The 19,830-nt window shown below is 67.5% G+C and carries 19 protein-coding genes; 15 read left to right on the top strand and 4 right to left on the bottom strand.

Features of this window, described 5'->3' with window-relative positions:
- Positions 1 to 9 precede the first annotated feature (9 nt).
- From EDC62_RS10365 to tolA, 14 genes are all read left to right on the top strand, one after another.
- Positions 10 to 1,080, top strand: a complete 1,071-nt coding sequence (locus tag EDC62_RS10365; protein ID WP_170159059.1) for a PilW family protein — start codon at positions 10 to 12, stop codon at positions 1,078 to 1,080.
- A complete protein-coding gene (locus EDC62_RS10360) occupies positions 1,077 to 1,631 on the top strand; it encodes a pilus assembly PilX family protein (protein ID WP_124223390.1) in 555 nt (184 codons plus the stop codon). Before EDC62_RS10365 ends, EDC62_RS10360 begins: the two co-directional genes overlap by 4 nt.
- Positions 1,632 to 1,656: 25 nt before the next feature.
- On the top strand, positions 1,657 to 4,995 hold the full coding sequence (locus EDC62_RS10355; protein WP_170159058.1) for a pilus assembly protein: 3,339 nt from the start codon (positions 1,657 to 1,659) through the stop codon (positions 4,993 to 4,995).
- 3 nt (positions 4,996 to 4,998) lie between these two features.
- The gene (locus EDC62_RS10350; protein ID WP_124223386.1) at positions 4,999 to 5,418 is read left to right on the top strand and encodes a type IV pilin protein; all 420 of its coding nucleotides are present in this window, start codon (positions 4,999 to 5,001) and stop codon (positions 5,416 to 5,418) included.
- A 58-nt stretch (positions 5,419 to 5,476) separates the two neighbouring features.
- Complete coding sequence (gene ribD, locus EDC62_RS10345) at positions 5,477 to 6,589, top strand: bifunctional diaminohydroxyphosphoribosylaminopyrimidine deaminase/5-amino-6-(5-phosphoribosylamino)uracil reductase RibD (protein ID WP_124223384.1); 1,113 nt, start codon at positions 5,477 to 5,479, stop codon at positions 6,587 to 6,589.
- A gap of 70 nt (positions 6,590 to 6,659) precedes the next feature.
- Positions 6,660 to 7,322 carry a riboflavin synthase gene (locus EDC62_RS10340; RefSeq protein WP_124223382.1) on the top strand — a complete coding sequence of 221 codons (663 nt, stop codon included), beginning with the start codon at positions 6,660 to 6,662 and terminating at the stop codon, positions 7,320 to 7,322.
- Entirely contained in the window at positions 7,319 to 8,458 is a 1,140-nt protein-coding gene (gene ribBA / locus EDC62_RS10335) for a bifunctional 3,4-dihydroxy-2-butanone-4-phosphate synthase/GTP cyclohydrolase II (RefSeq protein WP_124223380.1), read from the top strand. Before EDC62_RS10340 ends, ribBA begins: the two co-directional genes overlap by 4 nt.
- 8 nt (positions 8,459 to 8,466) lie before the next feature.
- Positions 8,467 to 8,931, top strand: a complete 465-nt coding sequence (gene ribH, locus EDC62_RS10330; RefSeq protein ID WP_124223378.1) for a 6,7-dimethyl-8-ribityllumazine synthase — start codon at positions 8,467 to 8,469, stop codon at positions 8,929 to 8,931.
- Positions 8,928 to 9,470 carry a transcription antitermination factor NusB gene (gene nusB, locus EDC62_RS10325; RefSeq protein WP_124223376.1) on the top strand — a complete coding sequence of 181 codons (543 nt, stop codon included), beginning with the start codon at positions 8,928 to 8,930 and terminating at the stop codon, positions 9,468 to 9,470. The genes ribH and nusB overlap by 4 nt, the downstream gene beginning before the upstream one ends.
- An 11-nt stretch (positions 9,471 to 9,481) precedes the next feature.
- The gene (locus EDC62_RS10320) at positions 9,482 to 10,675 is read left to right on the top strand and encodes a pyridoxal phosphate-dependent aminotransferase (protein ID WP_124223374.1); all 1,194 of its coding nucleotides are present in this window, start codon (positions 9,482 to 9,484) and stop codon (positions 10,673 to 10,675) included.
- Positions 10,672 to 11,124, top strand: coding sequence for a tol-pal system-associated acyl-CoA thioesterase (gene ybgC / locus EDC62_RS10315; RefSeq protein WP_124223372.1), 453 nt, complete (start codon positions 10,672 to 10,674; stop codon positions 11,122 to 11,124). Before EDC62_RS10320 ends, ybgC begins: the two co-directional genes overlap by 4 nt.
- Complete coding sequence (gene tolQ / locus EDC62_RS10310; RefSeq protein WP_124223370.1) at positions 11,121 to 11,819, top strand: protein TolQ; 699 nt, start codon at positions 11,121 to 11,123, stop codon at positions 11,817 to 11,819. The genes ybgC and tolQ overlap by 4 nt, the downstream gene beginning before the upstream one ends.
- Positions 11,820 to 11,837: 18 nt before the next feature.
- Positions 11,838 to 12,269 carry an ExbD/TolR family protein gene (locus EDC62_RS10305; RefSeq protein WP_124223369.1) on the top strand — a complete coding sequence of 144 codons (432 nt, stop codon included), beginning with the start codon at positions 11,838 to 11,840 and terminating at the stop codon, positions 12,267 to 12,269.
- A 22-nt stretch (positions 12,270 to 12,291) separates the two neighbouring features.
- Entirely contained in the window at positions 12,292 to 13,242 is a 951-nt protein-coding gene (gene tolA, locus EDC62_RS10300; protein ID WP_124223366.1) for a cell envelope integrity protein TolA, read from the top strand.
- 104 nt (positions 13,243 to 13,346) lie between these two features.
- On the opposite strand, the gene dnaE is transcribed toward tolA, so the two are convergent.
- The 4 genes from dnaE to EDC62_RS10280 form a co-directional block, all read right to left on the bottom strand.
- On the bottom strand, positions 13,347 to 17,036 hold the full coding sequence (dnaE, locus tag EDC62_RS10295) for a DNA polymerase III subunit alpha (protein WP_124223364.1): 3,690 nt from the start codon (positions 17,034 to 17,036) through the stop codon (positions 13,347 to 13,349).
- A gap of 130 nt (positions 17,037 to 17,166) precedes the next feature.
- Positions 17,167 to 17,730 carry a flavodoxin family protein gene (locus tag EDC62_RS10290; RefSeq protein WP_124223361.1) on the bottom strand — a complete coding sequence of 188 codons (564 nt, stop codon included), beginning with the start codon at positions 17,728 to 17,730 and terminating at the stop codon, positions 17,167 to 17,169.
- 65 nt (positions 17,731 to 17,795) lie between these two features.
- Positions 17,796 to 18,494, bottom strand: a complete 699-nt coding sequence (locus tag EDC62_RS10285; RefSeq protein ID WP_124223359.1) for a pirin family protein — start codon at positions 18,492 to 18,494, stop codon at positions 17,796 to 17,798.
- A 25-nt stretch (positions 18,495 to 18,519) separates the two neighbouring features.
- Positions 18,520 to 18,708, bottom strand: coding sequence for a hypothetical protein (locus tag EDC62_RS10280; protein ID WP_124223356.1), 189 nt, complete (start codon positions 18,706 to 18,708; stop codon positions 18,520 to 18,522).
- 134 nt (positions 18,709 to 18,842) lie between these two features.
- Between EDC62_RS10280 and EDC62_RS13180 the strand changes: the two genes are divergently transcribed.
- Entirely contained in the window at positions 18,843 to 19,775 is a 933-nt protein-coding gene (locus tag EDC62_RS13180; protein WP_124223354.1) for a LysR family transcriptional regulator, read from the top strand.
- The last annotated feature ends 55 nt before the right edge of the window (positions 19,776 to 19,830 follow it).

Raw genomic sequence — 19,830 nt, 5'->3', positions numbered from 1 at the left:
CCGAGACCGATGCGCGGCTTTACGCTCGTCGAGCTGCTCGTCGCGATGGTGCTTGGTCTGGTGCTCATCGGAGGCGCCCTCAATATGGTGTTGACCAGCCGCAACACCTTGCGCGTCAATGACAACGTCATGCGGCTGCAGGAGAGCGCGCGCACCGCCTTCGAAATCTTGGCCCGTGATCTGCGCGAAACCGGGCAGATCCCCTGTGGCATTGCCGACACGCCTGTCTCGCTATTGCAGATCGGCAACGTCATCCGAGACCCCAAAACCTCGGCCGTGCGTCCATGGTGGGCCGACTGGGAGGGTGGCACGCTGCGCGCATGGGACGCTGCGACCGACACCCCCGGCATCGTCGCCTTCGGCACGGGCACGGCGCAGCGCGTCAACGGCACCGCAGCCATCCTGACCCTGCAGGCGTCTGGCACCGAGTACACCATCCAGGCACACGACCCGACCGCCCACGAATTCACCCTCGACAGAGTCAGCGGCCTTGCAGCCAACGACCTCCTCGTCGCCTGCGACCTCAGCTCCGCGGCGCTGTTTCAGGCTGCCACCGTGAGCACCAGCCTCAACACCGTCGATTACTCGGCCGCCAGCACGACGTACAACTGCAGCGACAACCTCGGGGCGCCGACACCGGCAAACTGTGCGACCGTTCCTGCCAAAACCTTCCCGGCCAATGGCACCGGCATCGTCACGCCCTTGCGCATGGCTTTCTGGTATGTCGGCTACAACGGCAACGGTGGCAAATCACTCTACCGGGCCTGGGTGAAACCCGATAACACTGGCACGGCCGTCCTCGCCCCGGATGAGATCGTCGCCGGCGTCAACAACCTCGAAGTCAAGCTGCTGACGGTCGACCTGACCAACGCCTCGGCGCCGGCACTGGCGAGCAACTGGGTGGCGCCATCAACCATCACCGACTGGTCGAAAAACGCGCTCAATCAGGTCATCGGCGTCAAGGTGAAATTGTGGCTTTCGACCCAGGAAAGCGTCGGCACCAACCCAGCCAGCGTACCCATCGAGCGCCAGCTCGAACACGTTATCAAGCTTCGTAACCGCGAGGCCCTGCTGCCATGAACGCCGCCCGTCACGCCCCCGCTCACCGGCGCCTGCCGGCTCGCCGCAAACAAAGCGGCGTCGCACTCATCATGAGCCTCATCATCCTGGTGCTCATGACGCTACTCGGTCTGGCAGCCATCCGCGGTGTCACCCAGCAAGAGCGCATGGCCGCCAACAGCCAATCGCGCAATGTCAGCTTCCAAGCGGCCGAAAAGACGCTTCGCGACATCGAAGCCGCCATCGAAGCGGCCTCGCCGCGCATCACCCAGACCGCCGGCACCTGCGCGACGGTCAGCGCGCTCATGGTGTGCGGCCCACCGGCAGCGAGCGACACGCCCCGCTGGCGTGACGCCAGCTTCAACTCGTGGGCCAACTGGAACACGATAGGCACGGGTGCACTCGCCATCACGCCGCAGTATTTTGTCGAGTACCTCGGCAACAGCTACTCATGCAACCCGGCCGATGCCGGCGCCATCAACAACTGCTACCGCTACCGCATCACCGCTCGCGCCGGCGGCAGCGGTGGCCGGGCCATGGTCATGCTGCAGTCCGTCTACGCCACCGAATGATCGCCACACTGCACCGGAGGTTTCAATGTACACCAAGCCACGTACCGGGCGACAACCGTTGAAAGCCGGCCTACTGGTCCTTGCCATCGCAAGCGCCGCCCTGCTCGACGTGCCCGCCGCCACCATCCCGAACGTGCCGCTGCTCACCTCGACCTCGGCCGAGCCCAACATCATGATGATCCTCGATGATTCGGGCTCCATGCAGTGGGAGATGCTGCCCGACGACTATGCCGATGGGTACTTCGTCTATCCACGCCCCAGCGGCGTCTATGGCAGCAGCGACTACGACAACCGCGTCGCCACCTTTGAAAATGGGCAGCCTTACAACGCCGTCGCGCGCTCGCCGCAGATCAACCGGGCCTATTACGACCCGTCCATCACGTATAAGCCCTGGAGCCAGGCCGACGGCAGCCTGATGCCGAATGCCGCGCCATCCTGCGCCCCCCACAACCCGATGAACACGGCCCTGGGTTGCCGGGATCTGGCGACCAACAACACCCAGTCCTTCAATGCGTTGCGATGCTCATCGGACACCAGTTGCAGTTGGGGGCCCAGCGGGACACAAACCTTCTGGCCTGCCACCTATTTCCGGTACAACGGCGGCAACATCTGGAACTGGTCCAGCTACACCCGGATTGATATCCGGCCGACGACGGCCACCTACACCGGCGATGGCCGCGACAAGCGCACCGACTGCGCCAGTGCCGCCACCGCGACGTGCACCTACAGCGAAGAAATCCAGAACTTCGCCAACTGGTACACCTATTACCGATCGCGTGTGCTTACCGCGCGCGCCGGCATCGGCCGGGCCTTTGCCGCGCAGGGCAGCAACCTGCGGCCCGGTTTCGCCGCGATCAACAAAGGTTCGACATCCATCGATGGCGTCAACACGCGCACGGTCATCCTGGGCGTTCGACGCTTCACGGGCACGGACCGGACGACCTGGTTCAACGAGCTCTACACCCACCCCATTCCGGCGGCAGGAACGCCGCTGCGACAGGCGCTCAATGACGTCGGACAGTATTTCAGCCGGACGGACAGCAAAGGCCCCTGGAGCACGACACCAGGCCAGAGTGGCGGTACAGACTACACCTGCCGTCAGAGTTACACCATCATGATGACGGACGGCTACTGGAATGGAAACGGAGCCAGCACCGCGGGCGCACAAGCCAACAACGACGGCACGGCAGGCCCCACCATCACCGGGCCAAATGGACAGACCTACACCTACGCGGCGGTCTCTCCCTTCAAAGACTCACGCAGCAACACGCTGGCGGATGTGGCGATGTATTACTGGAAGCGTGATTTGCGCACCGACCTCGCCAACGAAGTGCCGACCAACTACATCGACCCGGCCTTCTGGCAACACATGGTCACCTTTGGCGTCGGCCTCGGTGTGAGCGGCTCGGTCGACCCCACGACCGCATTCCGGGCGATTTTCGATGGCACCACCATCAACTGGCCGGACCCCACCAGCAGCAATGCCGCCCTGCTCGACGATCTGCTTCATGCATCCGTCAACGGGCGAGGGGGCTTTTTTAGCGCCAAGAACCCCACCGACTTCGCCAAAGCCCTGTCCGACACCCTCAACAACATCGTGAGCCGCAATGGCTCGGCCTCGAACGTGGCCGCCAACAGCACATCGATTTCGACCGACAGCCAAGTGTTCCAGGCAAAGTTCGAGAGCGGCAAGTGGTCGGGTGAGCTCGAAGCACGCGCCATCAGTGGTACGGGGGTCGCGTCGACCCCAACCTGGACGGCATCGGCGAACATCCCGGCACCAACCAGCCGCCGGATCTTCACCCGCTCTGGCGGCACCGTCGTCGCCTTCACCTGGGCCAACCTCAGCAGTTCCGACCGAACGGCGCTTGGTTCGAGTGACGTCGTCGACTATCTGCGCGGCGTGCGCAGCAAAGAGCTGCAAAACGGCGGTACCCTGCGCAACCGGCCGACCAATAACATCCTTGGCGACATCGTCGATTCATCGCCGGTGTACGTCAAGGACAACAACACGGTTTTCGTCGGCGCCAATGACGGCATGTTGCATGCCTTCGACGCAAGCACTGGCGTCGAGCGTTTCGCCTACATCCCGGGCAGCCTGATCGGCCGGCTTCAGGCCTTGACGGACCCAGCGTATGCCCATGCGTACTATGTCAATGGCAACATCGCCGTCAGCAACAAGTCTGATACGGGCGGACACAACTACCTCGTCGCCACACTCGGCGCGGGTGGCAAGGGGGTGTTTGGTCTCGACGCGACCACCCCCGGCAGCTTTGCCGCCACGGACGTCAAATGGGAGTACACGGACGGCGCCAGCGACAACGACCTCGGCTACATGTTGGGCCAACCCATCATCGCCAAGATGAACGATGGCAGCTGGAGTGTGATCGTTGCCAACGGCTACAACTCGACGAACCAGCGCGCCGTCCTCTACATTTTTGACTTGGCCACCGGCGCCCTCAAGCGCAAACTGGACACGGGTGTCGGCGGTGACAACGGGTTGAGTTCGCCCGGCGTCGCCGATGTGGACGGCAATGGCACCGTCGACATCATTTACGCGGGCGATCTCAAGGGGAACCTGTGGAAGTTCGACGTCAGCGCCAATGCCCCATCCGGCTGGACCATCGCCCATGGTGGCTCGCCCTTCTTTGTGGCCAAAGACGCTTCCAACAACCGGCAGCCCATCACGGCGCCCGTAACGACCCAGGTGAACTATCTCAACACCGGCGATAACGCCGGCAAACGCTTCATCTTCTTCGGCACGGGCAGCTACTTCCGCGACACCGACCCGACCGATACGCAGGTGCAAACCTGGTATGGCCTGGTTGACGACACCACCATGACCATCAGCGGCCGCAGTGAACTCAAGCAACGCAGCATTCAGGACCAGGGCACCTACGGCGGCAGCAACGTTCGCACCTTCAGTGCCGCCACAGCCAACGACATGGCGGGCAAGAAAGGCTGGTACATCGACTTTTCCACGTCGCCCGGCGAGCGCATCGTCACGGCCAGCACCATGTACCGTAGTGCCCAACCCGTCCTCGTCACCGCCAGCCGTATTCCGCAAAACGACCCCTGCAAGCCCGGCGGCACGGGCTATGTCAACGCCGTCAATGCGTTCACTGGCGCCCGGCTCGACTTCAGCTTCTTCGACGTCAATGGCAACAACGCCTTTACAGATGACGTGCTCAATGGCAATCCCATTGGCTCGGTCGACCTCGGCATCGGCATGCCAACGAAGCCGCTCCTCGTGGGCACCCGTCTCGTCGTTGGCGGTTCCTCGGGTGGTCTAGGCAGTATCCGGACGAATTTTCCGAATTCATTCAAAGGGCGCATCTCCTGGCGCGAAATCATCAAGGATTGACCCATGCATCACCCGTATCGCCGCGTAGACGGCTTCACCCTCATCGAGCTGATGGTCGTCGTTGCCATCGTCGGCATCCTTGCGGCCATCGTGTATCCGTCTTATCAGAACCATGTGCTGCGCACCCACCGCGCGGCAGCGGCGGCCTGCCTGGGCGAAATGGCACAGCAAATGGAGCGCTACTACACCACCACGCTCAAATACACTGGCGCCACCCTGCCCAACCCGACATGCCGCAACGACCTTGCCAGCCGCTACACGTTTGCCTTCGACACCGGGCAGCCGACGGACACCACGTTCAAAATCAAGGCAACCCCCAGCGGCGCGCAGGCGGCCGACACCAAGTGCGGCACGCTCAGCCTGGATCAGGCCGGCACCAAAACCGTTTCTGGCACCGACAGCGTGGCCAATTGCTGGCGCTGACCGGGCAACACAAGGCCCGCGCAGGCGCAATCGAGCAACGGGTATTCGGCTTCCGTGCATGCATAGCCCCCTCCACCGCGCGCTCGCCCTGGCCGAGCACGCGCTGTTTCTAACGCCACCGAATCCGCGCGTGGGCTGTGTCATCACCGGTGCGGACGGCGCCGTGCTGGGTGAGGGCCACACACAGGCCGTGGGCGGGCCGCACGCGGAAGTCATGGCGCTGCGGGATGCGGCTGCTCGCGGGCACGATGTGCGCGGCGCCACTGTGTGGGTCACGCTCGAACCCTGTGCGCACCATGGCCGCACGCCGCCGTGTTGCGATGCGCTCGTTGCGGCTGGTGTGGGGCGGGTGGTGGTGACGAACATCGACCCGAATCCGCGCGTGGCCGGCGCCGGCATCGCCCGGCTGCGCGCCGCCGGCGTGCAGGTGGACGTGCTGCCTGCGGACGACCCGCTGGCGCGGGCGGCGCGCGCGCTCAACATCGGTTTTTTCAGCCGCATGGAGCGTGGCCGGCCCTGGGTGCGGCTCAAGATTGCGGCCTCGGCCGACGGGCGCACGGCGCTGCCCAATGGGGTGAGTCAGTGGATCACATCGCCCGAGGCGCGGCAGGACGGCCACCGCTGGCGTGCGCGCGCCTGCGCCGTGCTCACCGGCGTGGGCACCGTGCTTGCCGACGATCCGCGGCTCGACGCCCGTGGCGTGGATGCGCCACGCCAGCCGCATGCGGTGGTGCTCGACAGCCACCTGCGAACGCCACCCGCCGCGCGCTTGTTCGACGTGCCGCACAAGGTCTGGATCTTCACCGCGAGCACCGATGCGGTGCGGCGCGCGGCGCTCGAGGCGCGCGGGGCCGAGGTCATCTCCGCGCCGGCTGCGCCGGATGGGCGCCTCGTGCTCGATGCGGTCGCGGCCGAATTGGCGCGCCGTGAGGTCAACGAGGTGCATGTGGAAGCCGGCGAAACGCTCAACGGCGCCCTGCTCGCCGCCGGGCTGGCCGACGAATTGCTGCTGTATCTGGCGCCGCGGCTGCTGGGCGCGGGGCGCGGCATGGCGGCTTTGGGGCCGTATGCGGCGCTGGACGAGGCGCCGGCCCTCGTCTGGCACGAGGCCACGCCGGTCGGCCCCGACCTGCGGCTGCGCGCCGACGTCGCGGGGCGCGAGCGTTTCTGACCCATCGCGCCGAGCGGCCACCCCTGGGCGCGTCGCAAGGGTGCGCGGCATTCCCTGCGAAAATAGCGCGATGTTCACTGGAATCATCACCGGCGTCGGCCGCATTGCCGACGTCCAAGCGCTCGGCACAGGCCCCGAGCACGGCGTGCGGCTGAGCGTCGTAGCGCCACCGGCCTATCTCGACGACGTGGGCTTGGGCGACAGCATCGCCATCAACGGCGCCTGCATGACCGTAACCACCCTCGATGCGGCGGCCGGCACGTTCACCGTCGATGTCTCGGCCGAGTCGCTCGCGCGCACCGCGGGCCTGCAGCGGCCCGGCGCGGTCAACCTCGAAAAGGCCTTGCGCGCGGCCGACCGGCTCGGCGGCCACATCGTCTCGGGCCATGTGGACGGCATCGGCCGCGTGCTGCGCCTCGAGCCCGTGGGCGAGAGCTGGCGTTTCGAAATCGCCGCGCCGCGCGCGCTGGCGAAATACCTGGCCTACAAGGGCTCGATCACCGTCAACGGCGTGAGCCTCACCGTCAACCGCGTGACCGACACCGCCGACGACTGCCGCGTGGACATCAACCTCATTCCGCACACCGTGGAACACACGGCGCTGGGCGGTCTGCGCCCGGGCGACGCGGTGAATCTCGAAATCGACCTGATCGCGCGCTATGTGGAGCGCATGCTGAGCGTCGATGCCGCCGCCCGGCCCACACCCTCCTCCCCTCCCGAGACCGCCGCATGAACACCGCATCCAACACCGCCCCTACCGAGCCCACGGTGGGCATCTCGCCGGTCGAGGACATCGTCGCCGAACTGCGCGCGGGCCGCATGGTGATCCTCGTCGACGAGGAAGACCGCGAGAACGAGGGCGACCTGGTGCTCGCCGCCGACCATGTGACGCCCGAGGCGATCAACTTCATGGCGCGCTTCGGCCGCGGGTTGATCTGCCTCACGCTCACGCGCGAGCGCTGCGAATACCTGAAGCTGCCGCCGATGGCCGCGCGCAACGGCACCGTCTACAGCACGGCGTTCACGGTGTCGATCGAGGCGGCCGAGGGCGTAACCACCGGCATTTCCGCCGCTGACCGTGCCCGCACCATCCAGGTCGCCGTCGGTCGCGACACCCGCCCCGAGGACCTGGTGCAGCCGGGTCATGTGTTCCCACTGCAAGCGGTGGACGGTGGCGTGCTCATGCGCGCCGGCCACACCGAGGCGGGCTGCGACCTCGCGGCCATGGCCGGCTGCACGCCCGCGGCGGTGATCTGCGAGATCATGAACGACGACGGCACCATGGCGCGCCTGCCCGATCTGCAGCGCTTTGCCGCGCAGCACGGCCTCAAGATTGGCACCATTGCCGACCTGATCGAGTACCGCAGCCGCACCGAGTCGCTGGTGCAGCCCATCGCGTCGCGCCCCCTGCGCACGCCCTGGGGCGACTTCATGGCGCATGCGTTTCGCGACACGCCAAGCCAGTCGGTGCACCTGGCGCTCGTCAAGGGCGAGTGGTCGCCCGAGACCGAGGTGGCGGTGCGGGTGCATGAGCCGCTGTCGGTGCTCGATGTGCTCGAGTGCGGCCGTGGCCTGCACTCCTGGAGCCTGGACGCGAGCCTGGCCTACCTGGAGGCGCAAGGGCGCGGCGTGGCCGTGCTGCTCAACTGCGGCGAGAGCGCCGAGCAGCTGCTCGCGCAGTTCGAGGGCCGCGCACGCCCCGCGCACGCGCCCGAGCGCGGCCGCATGGATTTGCGCACCTACGGCATCGGCGCGCAGATTCTGCGCCACTGCGGCGTGCACCGCATGAAACTCATGGGCGCGCCGCGGCGCATGCCCAGCATGACGGGCTACGGCCTGGAAATCACGGGCTACATCCCGAAGGAATGAAGGACTTTATGTTTGAAGCAGAAAAAGGCGACAGCGGCACGCTCGATGGGCGCGGTCTGACGATCGGCATCGTGCAGGCGCGATTCAACGCCAGCATCACCGAAGCGCTCGCGCAGGCGTGCCGCAGCGAGCTCATCGCGCTGGGCGTTGCTCCCGAGGACATCGACCTCGTGCAGGTGCCGGGCGCCCTCGAAGTGCCGCTGGCGCTGCAAGCCCTGGCCGAGCGCGATCGTTACGACGCGCTGATCGCGCTGGGCTGCATCATTCGCGGCGAAACCTATCACTTCGAGCTGGTGGCCAACGAGTCCGGGGCCGGCGTGAGCCGCGTGGCCCTCGACTACCAAATCCCGATTGCCAACGCCATCCTGACCACCGAAAACCTGGCGCAGGCCGAGGCCCGGCAAACCGAAAAGGGCCGCGACGCTGCGCGCGTGGCGGTGGAGATGGCCCGACTGCTGGAGCGGCTGGCATGAGTGACGCCCTGAGCCCCGAGCCGAAGCCCGGCGCGAATGCCGGCCGCAGCGCCCACGCCGGCGCGCGCAAGGCTGCCGCGAAGGCCGCCCGCAGCCGCGCGCGCGAGTTCGCGCTGCAGGCGCTCTATCAGCACCTGGTGGGACGCAATCCCGCCGCCGACATCGACCGCTTCACGCGCGACCTGTCGGGATTCCACAAGGCAGACTCGGCGCACTACGACGCGCTGCTGCACGGCTGCATCGAAGAGGCCGACGCGCTCGACGCGCAGATCGAGCCGGTGCTCGACCGCAAGCTCAGCGAGCTCTCGCCCATCGAGCATGCGGTGATGTGGATCGGCGTGTGGGAGCTGCTGCATGCGCCCGACGTGCCCTGGCGGGTCATCATCAACGAATGCGTGGAGCTGGCCAAGTCGTTTGGAGGCACCGACGGGCACAAGTATGTCAACGGCGTGCTGGGCAGCCTCGCGCCCAAGCTGCGCCCAGCCGAAGTGGCTTCCGACCCGCGCGGCCAGCGCCGGCCACCCGGCGCGCCCGAGTGAACGCGAGCCCGATGAGCCCGCAGCGCATCGCCCGGCGCGCCGAGCGCATCGCGCCGTTTTATGTGATGGAAGTCGCCAAGGCCGCGAGCGAAATCGCCCGTGAGGCCACGGCGCACGCGCAGCCGATGATCTTCCTCAACATCGGCGAACCCGACTTCACCGCGCCGCCGTTGGTGCAGGAAGCCGCGGCGCGCGCCATTCGCGAGGGGCGCACGCAATACACCCCGGCACTGGGGCTCGATGCGCTGCGCGAGCGCATCAGTGGCTGGTATGCCGAGCGCTTCGGGCTCGACGTGCCGGCGCGGCGCATCGTGGTCACGGCGGGCGCATCGGCCGCCTTGCAACTGGCCTGTCTGGCGCTGGTCGATGCGGGCGATGAAATCCTCATGCCCGACCCGAGCTACCCCTGCAACCGCCATTTCGTGAGCGCCGCCGAGGGCACGGCGCGCTTGATTCCCAGCGGCGTGGCCGAGCGGTTCCAGCTGAGCGCCGCGCAGGTCGAGGCGCACTGGGGCCCGGCCACGCGCGGCGTGCTGCTGGCTTCGCCCTCGAACCCGACGGGCACGTCGATCGACCCCGAAGAACTGCGGCGCATCGTGGACGTGGTGCGCGCGCGCAGCGGCATCACGCTGGTCGACGAGATCTACCTTGGCCTGAGTTTTGATGCGCGTTTCGGCCAGAGCGCGCTGGCCTTGGGCGAGGACGTGATCAGCATCAACAGCTTTTCGAAATACTTCAACATGACCGGCTGGCGCCTCGGCTGGCTGGTGTTGCCCGAAGCCCTCGTGCCGGTGGTGGAGCGGCTGGCGCAAAACCTGTTCATCTGTGCCAATGCGGTCGCGCAGCACGCGGCACTGGCGTGCTTCGAGCCCGAAAGCCTGGCCGAATACGAGCAGCGGCGAGCCGCGTTTCGCGCGCGGCGCGACTATTTCGTGCCCGCGCTCGAGCGCCTGGGTTTCTCGGTGCCGGTGATGCCCGATGGCGCGTTTTATGCCTGGGCCGACGGCAGCGCGGCGGCGCAGCGGCTGGGCGTGCAAGGCAGTTGGGACCTGAGCTTTGCGCTGATGCGCGCTGCGCATGTGGCCGTGACGCCCGGGCGCGACTTTGGCGACGCCGATACCGCGCGCTTCGTGCGTTTTTCGACCGCCGCATCGATGGAGCAGCTGCGCGCGGCCATCGAGCGGCTGGAAGGGGTGCTGCGGTGAGCGTCGAGGAACCGCGCCCAAGCCGGTCGGGCGAGGCCACGGAATTTTTCTGGCCGGTGCGCATCTATTGGGAAGACACGGACGCCGGTGGCATCGTCTTTTATGCGAACTACCTCAAGTTTTTCGAGCGCGCACGCACCGAGTGGCTGCGTGCGCGCGGCATCCACCAGCAGGCGCTGCGCGAGACGCTGCGCGCTCAGTTCGTCGTGAGCGATCTTCGCGTGCGCTTCGAGCGGGCCGCGCGGCTCGACGACTGCTTACAGGTATCGGTTCGGCTCATCGAGGCGGGCCGTGCCTCCCTGACGCTGGAGCAACGGGCGCTGCGGCAGGCGGCCGGCGGCGCGACCGCGCTGTGCAGTGCCGCGACGGTGCGCGTGGGCTGGGTCGATGCCCAAACGCTCAAACCGCTGCGGCTTCCGACCTCCCTCCTGGAAACCCTTCGAGCATGAACAGCAACCTTTCCATCCTCAACCTGGTGCTGCACGCGAGCGTCGTCGTGCAGGCGGTCATGGCGCTGCTGTTGGCGGTGTCGGTGGCGAGTTGGGCGGCGATCTTTCGCAAGCACTTTGCGCTCAAGAAAGTGCGCGCGCTCAACGAGAGTTTCGAGCGCGAGTTCTGGTCGGGCGCGAGCCTCAACGACCTGTATGCCGCGGCGACACGCAACGCCCGCACGGCCGGGCCGATGGAGCGCATCTTCGCCAGCGGCATGCGGGAGTTCCAAAAGCTGCGCGAGCGCCGCATCAGCGACCCTGGTACGCTGCTCGACGGCGCGCGCCGCGCCATGCGCGCGAGCTACCAGCGCGAGATGGATGCGATCGAGGCCAACCTGGCCTTCCTGGCGTCGGTGGGCTCGGTTTCGCCCTACGTGGGCTTGTTCGGCACGGTCTGGGGCATCATGCACGCGTTCACGGGGCTCGCCGCGCTGCAGCAGGTGACGCTCGCCACCGTGGCGCCGGGCATTGCCGAGGCGCTGGTGGCTACCGCGATCGGCCTGTTCGCCGCGATTCCGGCGGTGGTGGCCTACAACCGCTTCGCGCACGACATCGACCGCGTGGCCAACGGGCTGGAAACCTTCATCGAAGAGTTTTCGAACATCCTGCAGCGCAGCCTGGGCGCGAGCGCGCCGGCTGCGTCCGTCCACTGACCCGCGAGGATCGAGCCCATGCCCTCCGTCGCCCCGCGCGGCCGTGGCCGCCGCACCATCAGCGAGATCAACATGGTGCCCTTCATCGACGTGATGCTGGTGCTGCTCATCATCTTCATGGTCACGGCGCCGCTGATCGCCCCCAGCGTCATCGACCTGCCCTCCGTCGGCAAGGCCAACAAGACGCCCGACCGCGTGGTGCAGGTGCTCATCGGCAAGGACGAGAGCCTGCAGGTGCGCGCGGGCGACAAGGCCGGCGCCGACGCCCGCACCGTGACGCCCGACGGCCTGGTGGCTGCGGTGCGCGCGGCCCAGGCGGACGATGCGAACAGCCCGGTGGTCATCAGCGCCGACCGCAACGTGCGCTATGAGACGGTGGTCAAGGTGATGGACCGGCTGCAGCGCGCGGGCGTGCAACGCGTGGGGCTGTCGGTGCAACTGAGCCCCTGAAGCTCCCCTGCCCGATTCGACCATGTCTGCGAGCCTCGCCGCCCGACCCGATGCACTGATGCCGCCGCCCGAGCCCGGACGCGGCCGCGCCTACGCATTGGCGCTGCTCGTCCATGGGCTGTTGATCGCCGCGCTGACCTGGGGCGTGAACTGGCGCCACGAGAGCGACACGCCCGCGGTCGAAGCCGAACTTTGGTCCGCCGTGCCACGGCAAGCCGCCCCACCCGCTGCTGCCCCGGCGCCAGCCCCCACCCCCGCACCCGAACGCCCTGCCCCCGCGCCCACGCCACCGGCGCCACCTCCCGACCTCGCCGCCCGCGAGGCCCAGATCGCGCTGGAAAAGCGCCGTGCCGCCGAAGCGAAGGCGCTGCAAGCCGCACGGGAAAAGGAAGCCGCGCGGGCACGCGCCGAACAGGCGGCGCGTGAAAAGGCGCTGGCCGAGAAACGCAAGGCCGCCGAAGACGCCGCCCGCCGCAAGCAGGAAGCCGCGCAGAAGGCCGCTGAGGAAGCGGCGCGCAAAAAACAGCTCGAGGCCCAGAAGGCCGCCCAACGCGCCGCCGAGGATGCCGCGCGCGCCAAGGCCCAGCGCGAAGAGGCGCAGCGGCTCGAAGCGCAGCGGCAGGAAAACATCCGCCGGATGCAAGGCCTGGCGGGCAGCAGCGGCAGCCGCGCGAGCACCGGGCGCGACGTCCAAAGCGCGGGCCCCTCGGGCAGCTACGCGGGTCGCGTGGCCGCGCGGATCCGGCCCAACATCGTGTTCACCGACGACGCGCCGGGCAACCCGAGCGCCGAGGTGGAGGTGCGCGCCGCGCCCGACGGGACCATCCTCTCGCGCAAGCTCGTGAAATCGAGCGGTGTGAAGGCTTGGGACGAGGCGGTACTCAAAGCCATCGACAAAACCGAGCGGCTGCCCGCCGACACCGACGGCCGCGTGCCCTCGGCCCTCATCATCAGCTTCCGGCCAAGGGACTGAGGCCCTTGGGGCCGCCCGGACGGGCTTCGGGCGTGCAATCGCTCTTGATTTGAGAGCAACAGGCCGTTGATTCACGCCGGCATCAGGCGATTTTTGCTTCAAAACTATTCGTAGACCACCTCGGCCTGGCCTTCGAGCGCCTGGGCGGACCAGGCGGCGAGCGCTGCGTCGCTCGGGAAGATGCGCGCGGCGTCCCCGAGCGCCAGCTCGTAGCGCACGCCGGCCAGATCGGCCTCAGGAGCAACCGCGGCATCCGTCGCGTCCGCTGCCCCGTCCCAGCGGCGTTCGACCCGCAGGCGCACGGGCAGGCCGCGCGGAGCGATGGGGACGTCCCGGTCCGCATCGGTCTCGAACGGCGCGCCCAAGGGGTCTGCGGCTGAAAAATCGTCGGTTGCACCCGGCTGCGCCTGCGGGCCGTAGGCCGCCAGCAGTTCCGCCACGCGCGGAGGAGGGTCGCCCACAAGCACCCGCAGATAGCGGCCGAAGCGGCAACGCGCCTCGGCCAAGCTCCAGAGCTGCTGAACCGACAACTGCCAACCGCCCGAGAAGCGGTCGGGCTGCAGCCGGCCGCTGGCGACGACGAACTCATCGTCGCGCAGGAGGTTGCGCTGGGCCTGCAACAAGGCGTCATCGGCGCGTGCGTCGATGACCGCGCTTTTGTCGTCGAGCTTGAACAGCGCCAGCCGGCCGCGCTGGCCTTGGATCACACGCAAATCGCTGACGATGCCCGCGAGCAGGACGGCGTCGCCCCCGTTGCGGGGGTCGCGCACGGCTTCGCGGGCGGCGCAGGCTTCGGCGATGCTGCGGCGCACGAAGCGGCGCACTTCACGTTCGACGGCGTCGAACAGATGGCCCGAGAGGTAAAAACCCACGGCGGTCTTTTCGGCGGCGAGCTGCGCGCGCAAGTCCCAGGGGATGGCTTCGACGAGTTCGGGTTCCTGCGTGCTGGCGCCGTGGCCGTCGCCCTCGAGCATGTCGAACAGCCCGCCCTGGTTGGCATGGGCCTCGCAGGCGGCGGCGTAGTCGAAGGCGCGGTCGATGCTGGCCACCAGTGCGGCGCGGTTGCGCTGCAGGCCGTCGAAGGCGCCAGCCTTGATGAGCGCTTCGACGGTGCGCTTGTTCACGCGGGTGCGGTCGACGCGGCGGCAGAAGTCGAACAGGCTCTTGAAGGGGCCGGCTTCGCTGCCGTAGTAGCCGCTGCCGCGGCCTTCGCGCGCGGCGACGATGGCCTCGATGGCTTGCTGACCCGTGCCCTTGACGGCGCCGAGGCCGTAGCGGATGACGGTGTCGGAGACGGGCTCGAAGCGGTAGCTGCCGAGGTTGACGTCGGGCGGCTCGAAACGCAGGCCAAAGCTTTGCGCGTCACCGAGCAAGACCTTGAGCTTGTCGGTGTCGTCCATCTCCACCGTCATGTTGGCGCAGAAGAACTCGGCGGTGTAATGCACCTTGAGCCAGGCCGTGTGGTAGGCCAGCAGCGAGTAGGCGGCGGCATGCGACTTGTTGAAGCCGTAGCCGGCGAACTTTTCCATGAGGTCGAAGACCTCGTCGGCTTTCTCCTGGCTGATGCCGTTCTTGGCCGCACCGGCACGGAAAATTTCGCGGTGCTGCGCCATCTCCTCGGGCTTTTTCTTGCCCATCGCCCGGCGCAGCATGTCGGCGCCGCCGAGCGAGTAGCCGCCCAGGATCTGCGCGGTCTGCATCACCTGCTCCTGATAGACCATGATGCCGTAGGTCTCGGCGAGCACGGGCTCGACCAGCGGGTGCGGGTATTGCACCGGCTCGCGGCCGTGCTTGCGCGCGACGAAGGTCGGGATCAGGTCCATCGGGCCGGGTCGGTAGAGCGCGTTGAGCGCAATCAGGTCTTCGAGCCGCGAGGGCTTGGCATCGCGCAACATGCCTTGCATGCCGCGGCTTTCGAACTGGAACACGGCCTCGGTGCGTCCTTCCTGGAACAGCCGGTAGGTGGCCGGGTCATCGAGCGGCACGTTCTCGAAGGCGAAATCAGCCTGACCGGGGTGGCGCCGGCGGATGAGGTCGCGCGCGATCTCGAGAATGGTGAGCGTGGCCAGCCCCAGAAAGTCGAACTTCACCAGGCCGACGGCCTCGACGTCGTCCTTGTCGTACTGGCTGACCGCCGAGTCGCTGCCGGGCTGCTGGTAGAGCGGGCAGAAATCGGTGAGCTTGCCCGGCGCGATGAGCACGCCGCCCGCGTGCATGCCCACGTTGCGCGTGAGGCCCTCGAGCTTTTGCGCGAGCTCGATCAACGTGCGTACGTCCTCTTCTTTTTCGATGCGCTCGGCGAGCACCGGCTCCATCTCGATCGCGTAGTTGTTCTTGTCGCCTTCCTTCTTGGGCTGCGGCGGGTACTGCAGCGTCACGCTCATGCCCGGCTTGTTCGGGATGAGCTTGGAGAGCCCGTCGCAAAAGCCATAGGAGAGGTCGAGCACGCGGCCCACGTCGCGAATGGCGGCGCGTGCGGCCATGGTGCCGAAGGTGGCGATCTGGCTCACCGCGTCCCGGCCGTATTTGTCTTTGACGTAGTCGATGACGCGGTCGCGGTTCGCTTGGCAGAAGTCGATGTCGAAGTCGGGCATCGAGACCCGCTCGGGGTTGAGAAAGCGCTCGAACAGCAGCTTGTATTGCAGCGGGTCGAGGTCGGTGATTTTCAGCGCGTAGGCCACCAGCGAGCCCGCGCCCGAGCCCCGACCCGGACCGACCGGGCAGCCGTGCGTCTTGGCCCACTGGATGAAGTCGCCAACGATGAGGAAGTAGCCCGGAAACCCCATCTGAATGATGGTGCGCAGCTCGAACTCGAGCCGCTCCACATAGCGGGGCCGCTCGGCCTCGCGCTCGGCGGGGTTCGGGAAGCGCTGCACCAGGCGCGCTTCGAGCCCCTCGTAGCTCACATGGCGGAAATACTCGTCGATCGACAGCGTGCGCCCGTTGACCGGCGGAATCGGAAAATCCGGCAGCCGCGGCTTGCCCAGCGTGAGCGTGAGGCTGCAGCGCTCGGCAATCGCCACGCTGTTGGCGAGCGCCGAGGGCAGATCCGCAAACAAGGCCTCCATCGCGGCGCGGCGCTTGAAATACTGCTCGGTCGTGAAACGCCGCACGCGGCGCGGGTTGGCGAGCATCTCGCCTTCGGCGATGCAGACCCGCGCCTCATGCGCTTCATAGTCGTCGGGTTCGAGGAACTGCACCGGGTGCGTGGCGACCACCGGCAGCTTGAGCCGCGCGGCCAGTTGCACCGCGGCGAGCACATGCGCTTCATCGTCGGCCCGGCCGGCGCGTTGCAGTTCGAGATAAAAGCGGTGCGGGAACCAGGCGGCGAATTGCAGTGCGAGGTCGGCCGCGCGCGCCTCGTCGCCCTGCAGCAACGCCTGTCCCACCGGGCCGGCCTGCGCGCCCGAGAGCAGGATCAGCCCCTCGGACAACTCGCGCAGCCACGCCAGGCGCAGCACCGCCTGCGTGCGCTGCACGTTTTGCGTCCAGGCCCGTGCCAGCAGCTCGCAGAGGTTCAGGTAACCCTGGTGGTTTTGCACCAGCAGCAGCATGCGACCCAGCGCCTCGGGCGTGCCTGCCGGCCCTTCGATGACGACTTCGCAGCCGATGATGGGCTTGACGCCTTTGCCCCGCGCGGCCTTGTAGAACTTGATCGCCCCAAACAGGTTGTTGAGGTCGGTGATGGCCAGCGCCGGCTGGCCGTCGGCGGCGGCAGCGGCCACCACGTCGTCGATGCGGCAGGTGCCGTCGACGACGGAAAACTCGGTATGAAGGCGCAGATGAACGAACATGCGGGCCATTGTAGGGAGCCGCCGACGTGACCCCCACCCCCACAGGCCCCGCGCCACACCCCGGCAGCCGCCGTCAAGAGTTCAAAAATAGGAGCACACGAGCGCCATTTTTCCGCGGGGAGAGAGGGCTTCAAGCACTCTTGAGCCGCCGCGCCGCCTGCGCCACGCGCGCGCCGAACTGGCGCGCGGTCTCCAAGTCACCGGGCAGCATTTCGGCGGGCGATGCATCCGACGGGCTTTGCGCCATCGCCCCGCTGAAGGAGCCGACGTAGTTGAGGTCGTTGCGCTGCGCGGCCTTGGTGTTGCTCGGCATCATGCCCGTGCCCACCCACAACCCGCTGTGCTGCATGGCCAGCGTGAAGAAATAGTGCAGCGTCGAGAGCTTGTCGCCATTCATCGTTGCGCTGTTGGTGAAGCCCGCAAACAGCTTGTCCTTCCAGCCCTGGGTGAACCAGACCTTGCTGCTGGCGTCGGCAAACTTCTTGAACTGCCAGCTCGGCCCGCCCATGTAGGTCGGGCTGCCGAAGATGATGGCGTCGGCCGCGGCCAACCGCTCCCAGCAGCCCTCGGGCTGGTTGCCGTCCGCGTCGATGGGCAAGAGCTCGGCGTCTGCGCCTTCGGCCACGGCCTGCGCCATGCGCAGCGTGTGGCCATAGCCCGAGTGAAACACGATGCAGATCTTTGCGGGGTTCATGGAAGTCCTCCTGTTGGGTTTGAGGGGTTGGGAAAACAAAAACTTGGGGCAACGCGGGCGCGCTGTCAAGGCGCGAGGTCGAACACCAGCACCTCGGCGTCTTGCCCGGCGTCGAGGCTCAGGCGGCTTTCGCCGTGCAGCAGCGCGGCGTCACCGCCCTGCAAGGCCCGGCCGTTGACACGCAGCGCGCCGCGCACCAGGTGCACATAGGCCTTGCGTGCCGGGTCGAGCGCGAGCGTGGTGGTTTCCGGGCCGTCAAACCATCCGGCATAGAGCCGCGCGTCGGCGTGCATGCGCAGCGAACCGTCGGCGCCATTCGGGGTCGCGATGGCGCACAAGCGGCCGCGCTTCTCAGCATCGGCAAACGCGCGCTGCTCGTACTCGGGTGCAATGCCGCGGACATTGGGCTGGATCCAGATCTGCAGCAGATGGGTGGTGTCGTCGCTGGCGCTGAACTCGCTGTGCATCACGCCACGGCCTGCGCTCATGCGCTGCACCTCGCCGGGGGCGATGGATACGGCATGGCCCATGCTGTCCTGGTGCGCGAGACGCCCGCTGAGCAGATAGGTCACGATCTCCATGTCGCGGTGGCCGTGCATCGGAAAGCCCGCGCGCGGCGCGATGAAGTCCTCGTTGATCACGCGCAAGTTGCCCCAACCCATGTGCGCCGGGTCGTGGTAGTCGGCAAACGAAAAACTGTGCCAGGACTGCAGCCAGCCATGATCGGCGTGACCACGATCGGCTGCGGGGCGAATGGTCAGCATCGGGCACCTCCGTCGTTCAGTCACCCTAAATCCGGCAGTTGGGCGCGCCCGGGCGGGTCGTCATCGGGCGCGCGGGCAAGGCGCAAACCACAGCCATGGCGCGTGCCATGGCGAGGATTTGCAACGCCGCCCCCGCGCTCGAGGGCGGCTCGAACGGGTGCGCAGCGCTCACCCAAACGGTGAACAGCCTGCGCACCGAGAATTGTCGAAACATCAACATCTTGCTTTTCGCGAGTAGCGGTCAACTGCCGGATTTAGGGTCACGCCAATGTAGGCGCCTTTCGTGCAAAAACATGGCGGTTGATTTGATGGCATTATTCAATTTTTCTGAATCATTCAGCCCGCACCATGCAAAACGCTCGCGATGTCTTGAGCCCGGAAGCGCTTGGGCTGATCGAGCGGGTGGCGCGCAGCGGCAGCTTTGCCGCGGCCGCGCGTGAGCTGGGCCTGGCGCCGAGCGCACTGACCTATCGCGTGCGGCGCATCGAGGATGCGCTCGACGTGCTCTTGTTCGACCGTAGCCGCCGCCAGGCCGTGCCCACCGCCGCCGCGCGCGAGCTGCTGCGCGAGGGCGCGCGCGTCCTCGAGGATCTCGACGCCATCGCGCAGCGGGTGCGCCGGGTGGCCACCGGCTGGGAGGCGCAGCTCACCATCGCAGCGGACAGCGTGATCGACCGTGCCACCCTGCTCGACCTGTGCGAGGCCTTCCTTGCGGGCCAGCCGCCCACCCGACTGCGGCTGCTGCACACCACCCTCTCGGGCACGCTGGAAGCACTGACGAGCGGCCGGGCCGACCTCGCCCTGGGCGTCACGCTCGAAGCCGGGCTACCCGAGGGCCTGCCGCACCGGCCACTGGGGACGCTGGCGTTCGTGTTCGCGGTCGCGCCGCACCACCCACTCGCGCAGCTTGGCCGGCCCCTGACCGATGCCGACCTGCGCGCCCACCGTGCGGTGGCCGTAGCCGACAGCGCCTTGCACCGCCGCGCGCTGCACCTGGGCCTGCTGCCTGGGCAGGATGTCTTCACCGTGCCCGACATGGCCACCAAGCTGCAGGCGCAGCTGCGCGGACTCGGCGCGGGCTATCTGCCCGAGCCCCTGGCGCGGCCGCATCTGCAAAGCGGTGGGCTGGTCGCCTGCGCGCTGGAGCGGCCCGCGCGCGCCGCGCTGCTGCACGCAGTCTGGCGCGCGCCTGAGCGCCAGCGGCCCGGCCCAGCCCTGCAATGGTGGCTCGACCGGCTGGAAAACGCCGCCACCTGCCAGGCGCTGCTGGGGCAACGCTGAGCACGTCCGTCATCTCCGTGTCATGGGTGTAGAGTCCGTGGCGCACAACCCTATC

This window comes from Tibeticola sediminis (genome assembly GCF_003843835.1).
GTDB classification, from domain to species: domain Bacteria; phylum Pseudomonadota; class Gammaproteobacteria; order Burkholderiales; family Burkholderiaceae_C; genus Tibeticola; species Tibeticola sediminis.
This window is presented reverse-complemented; position numbering and strand designations above follow the sequence as displayed.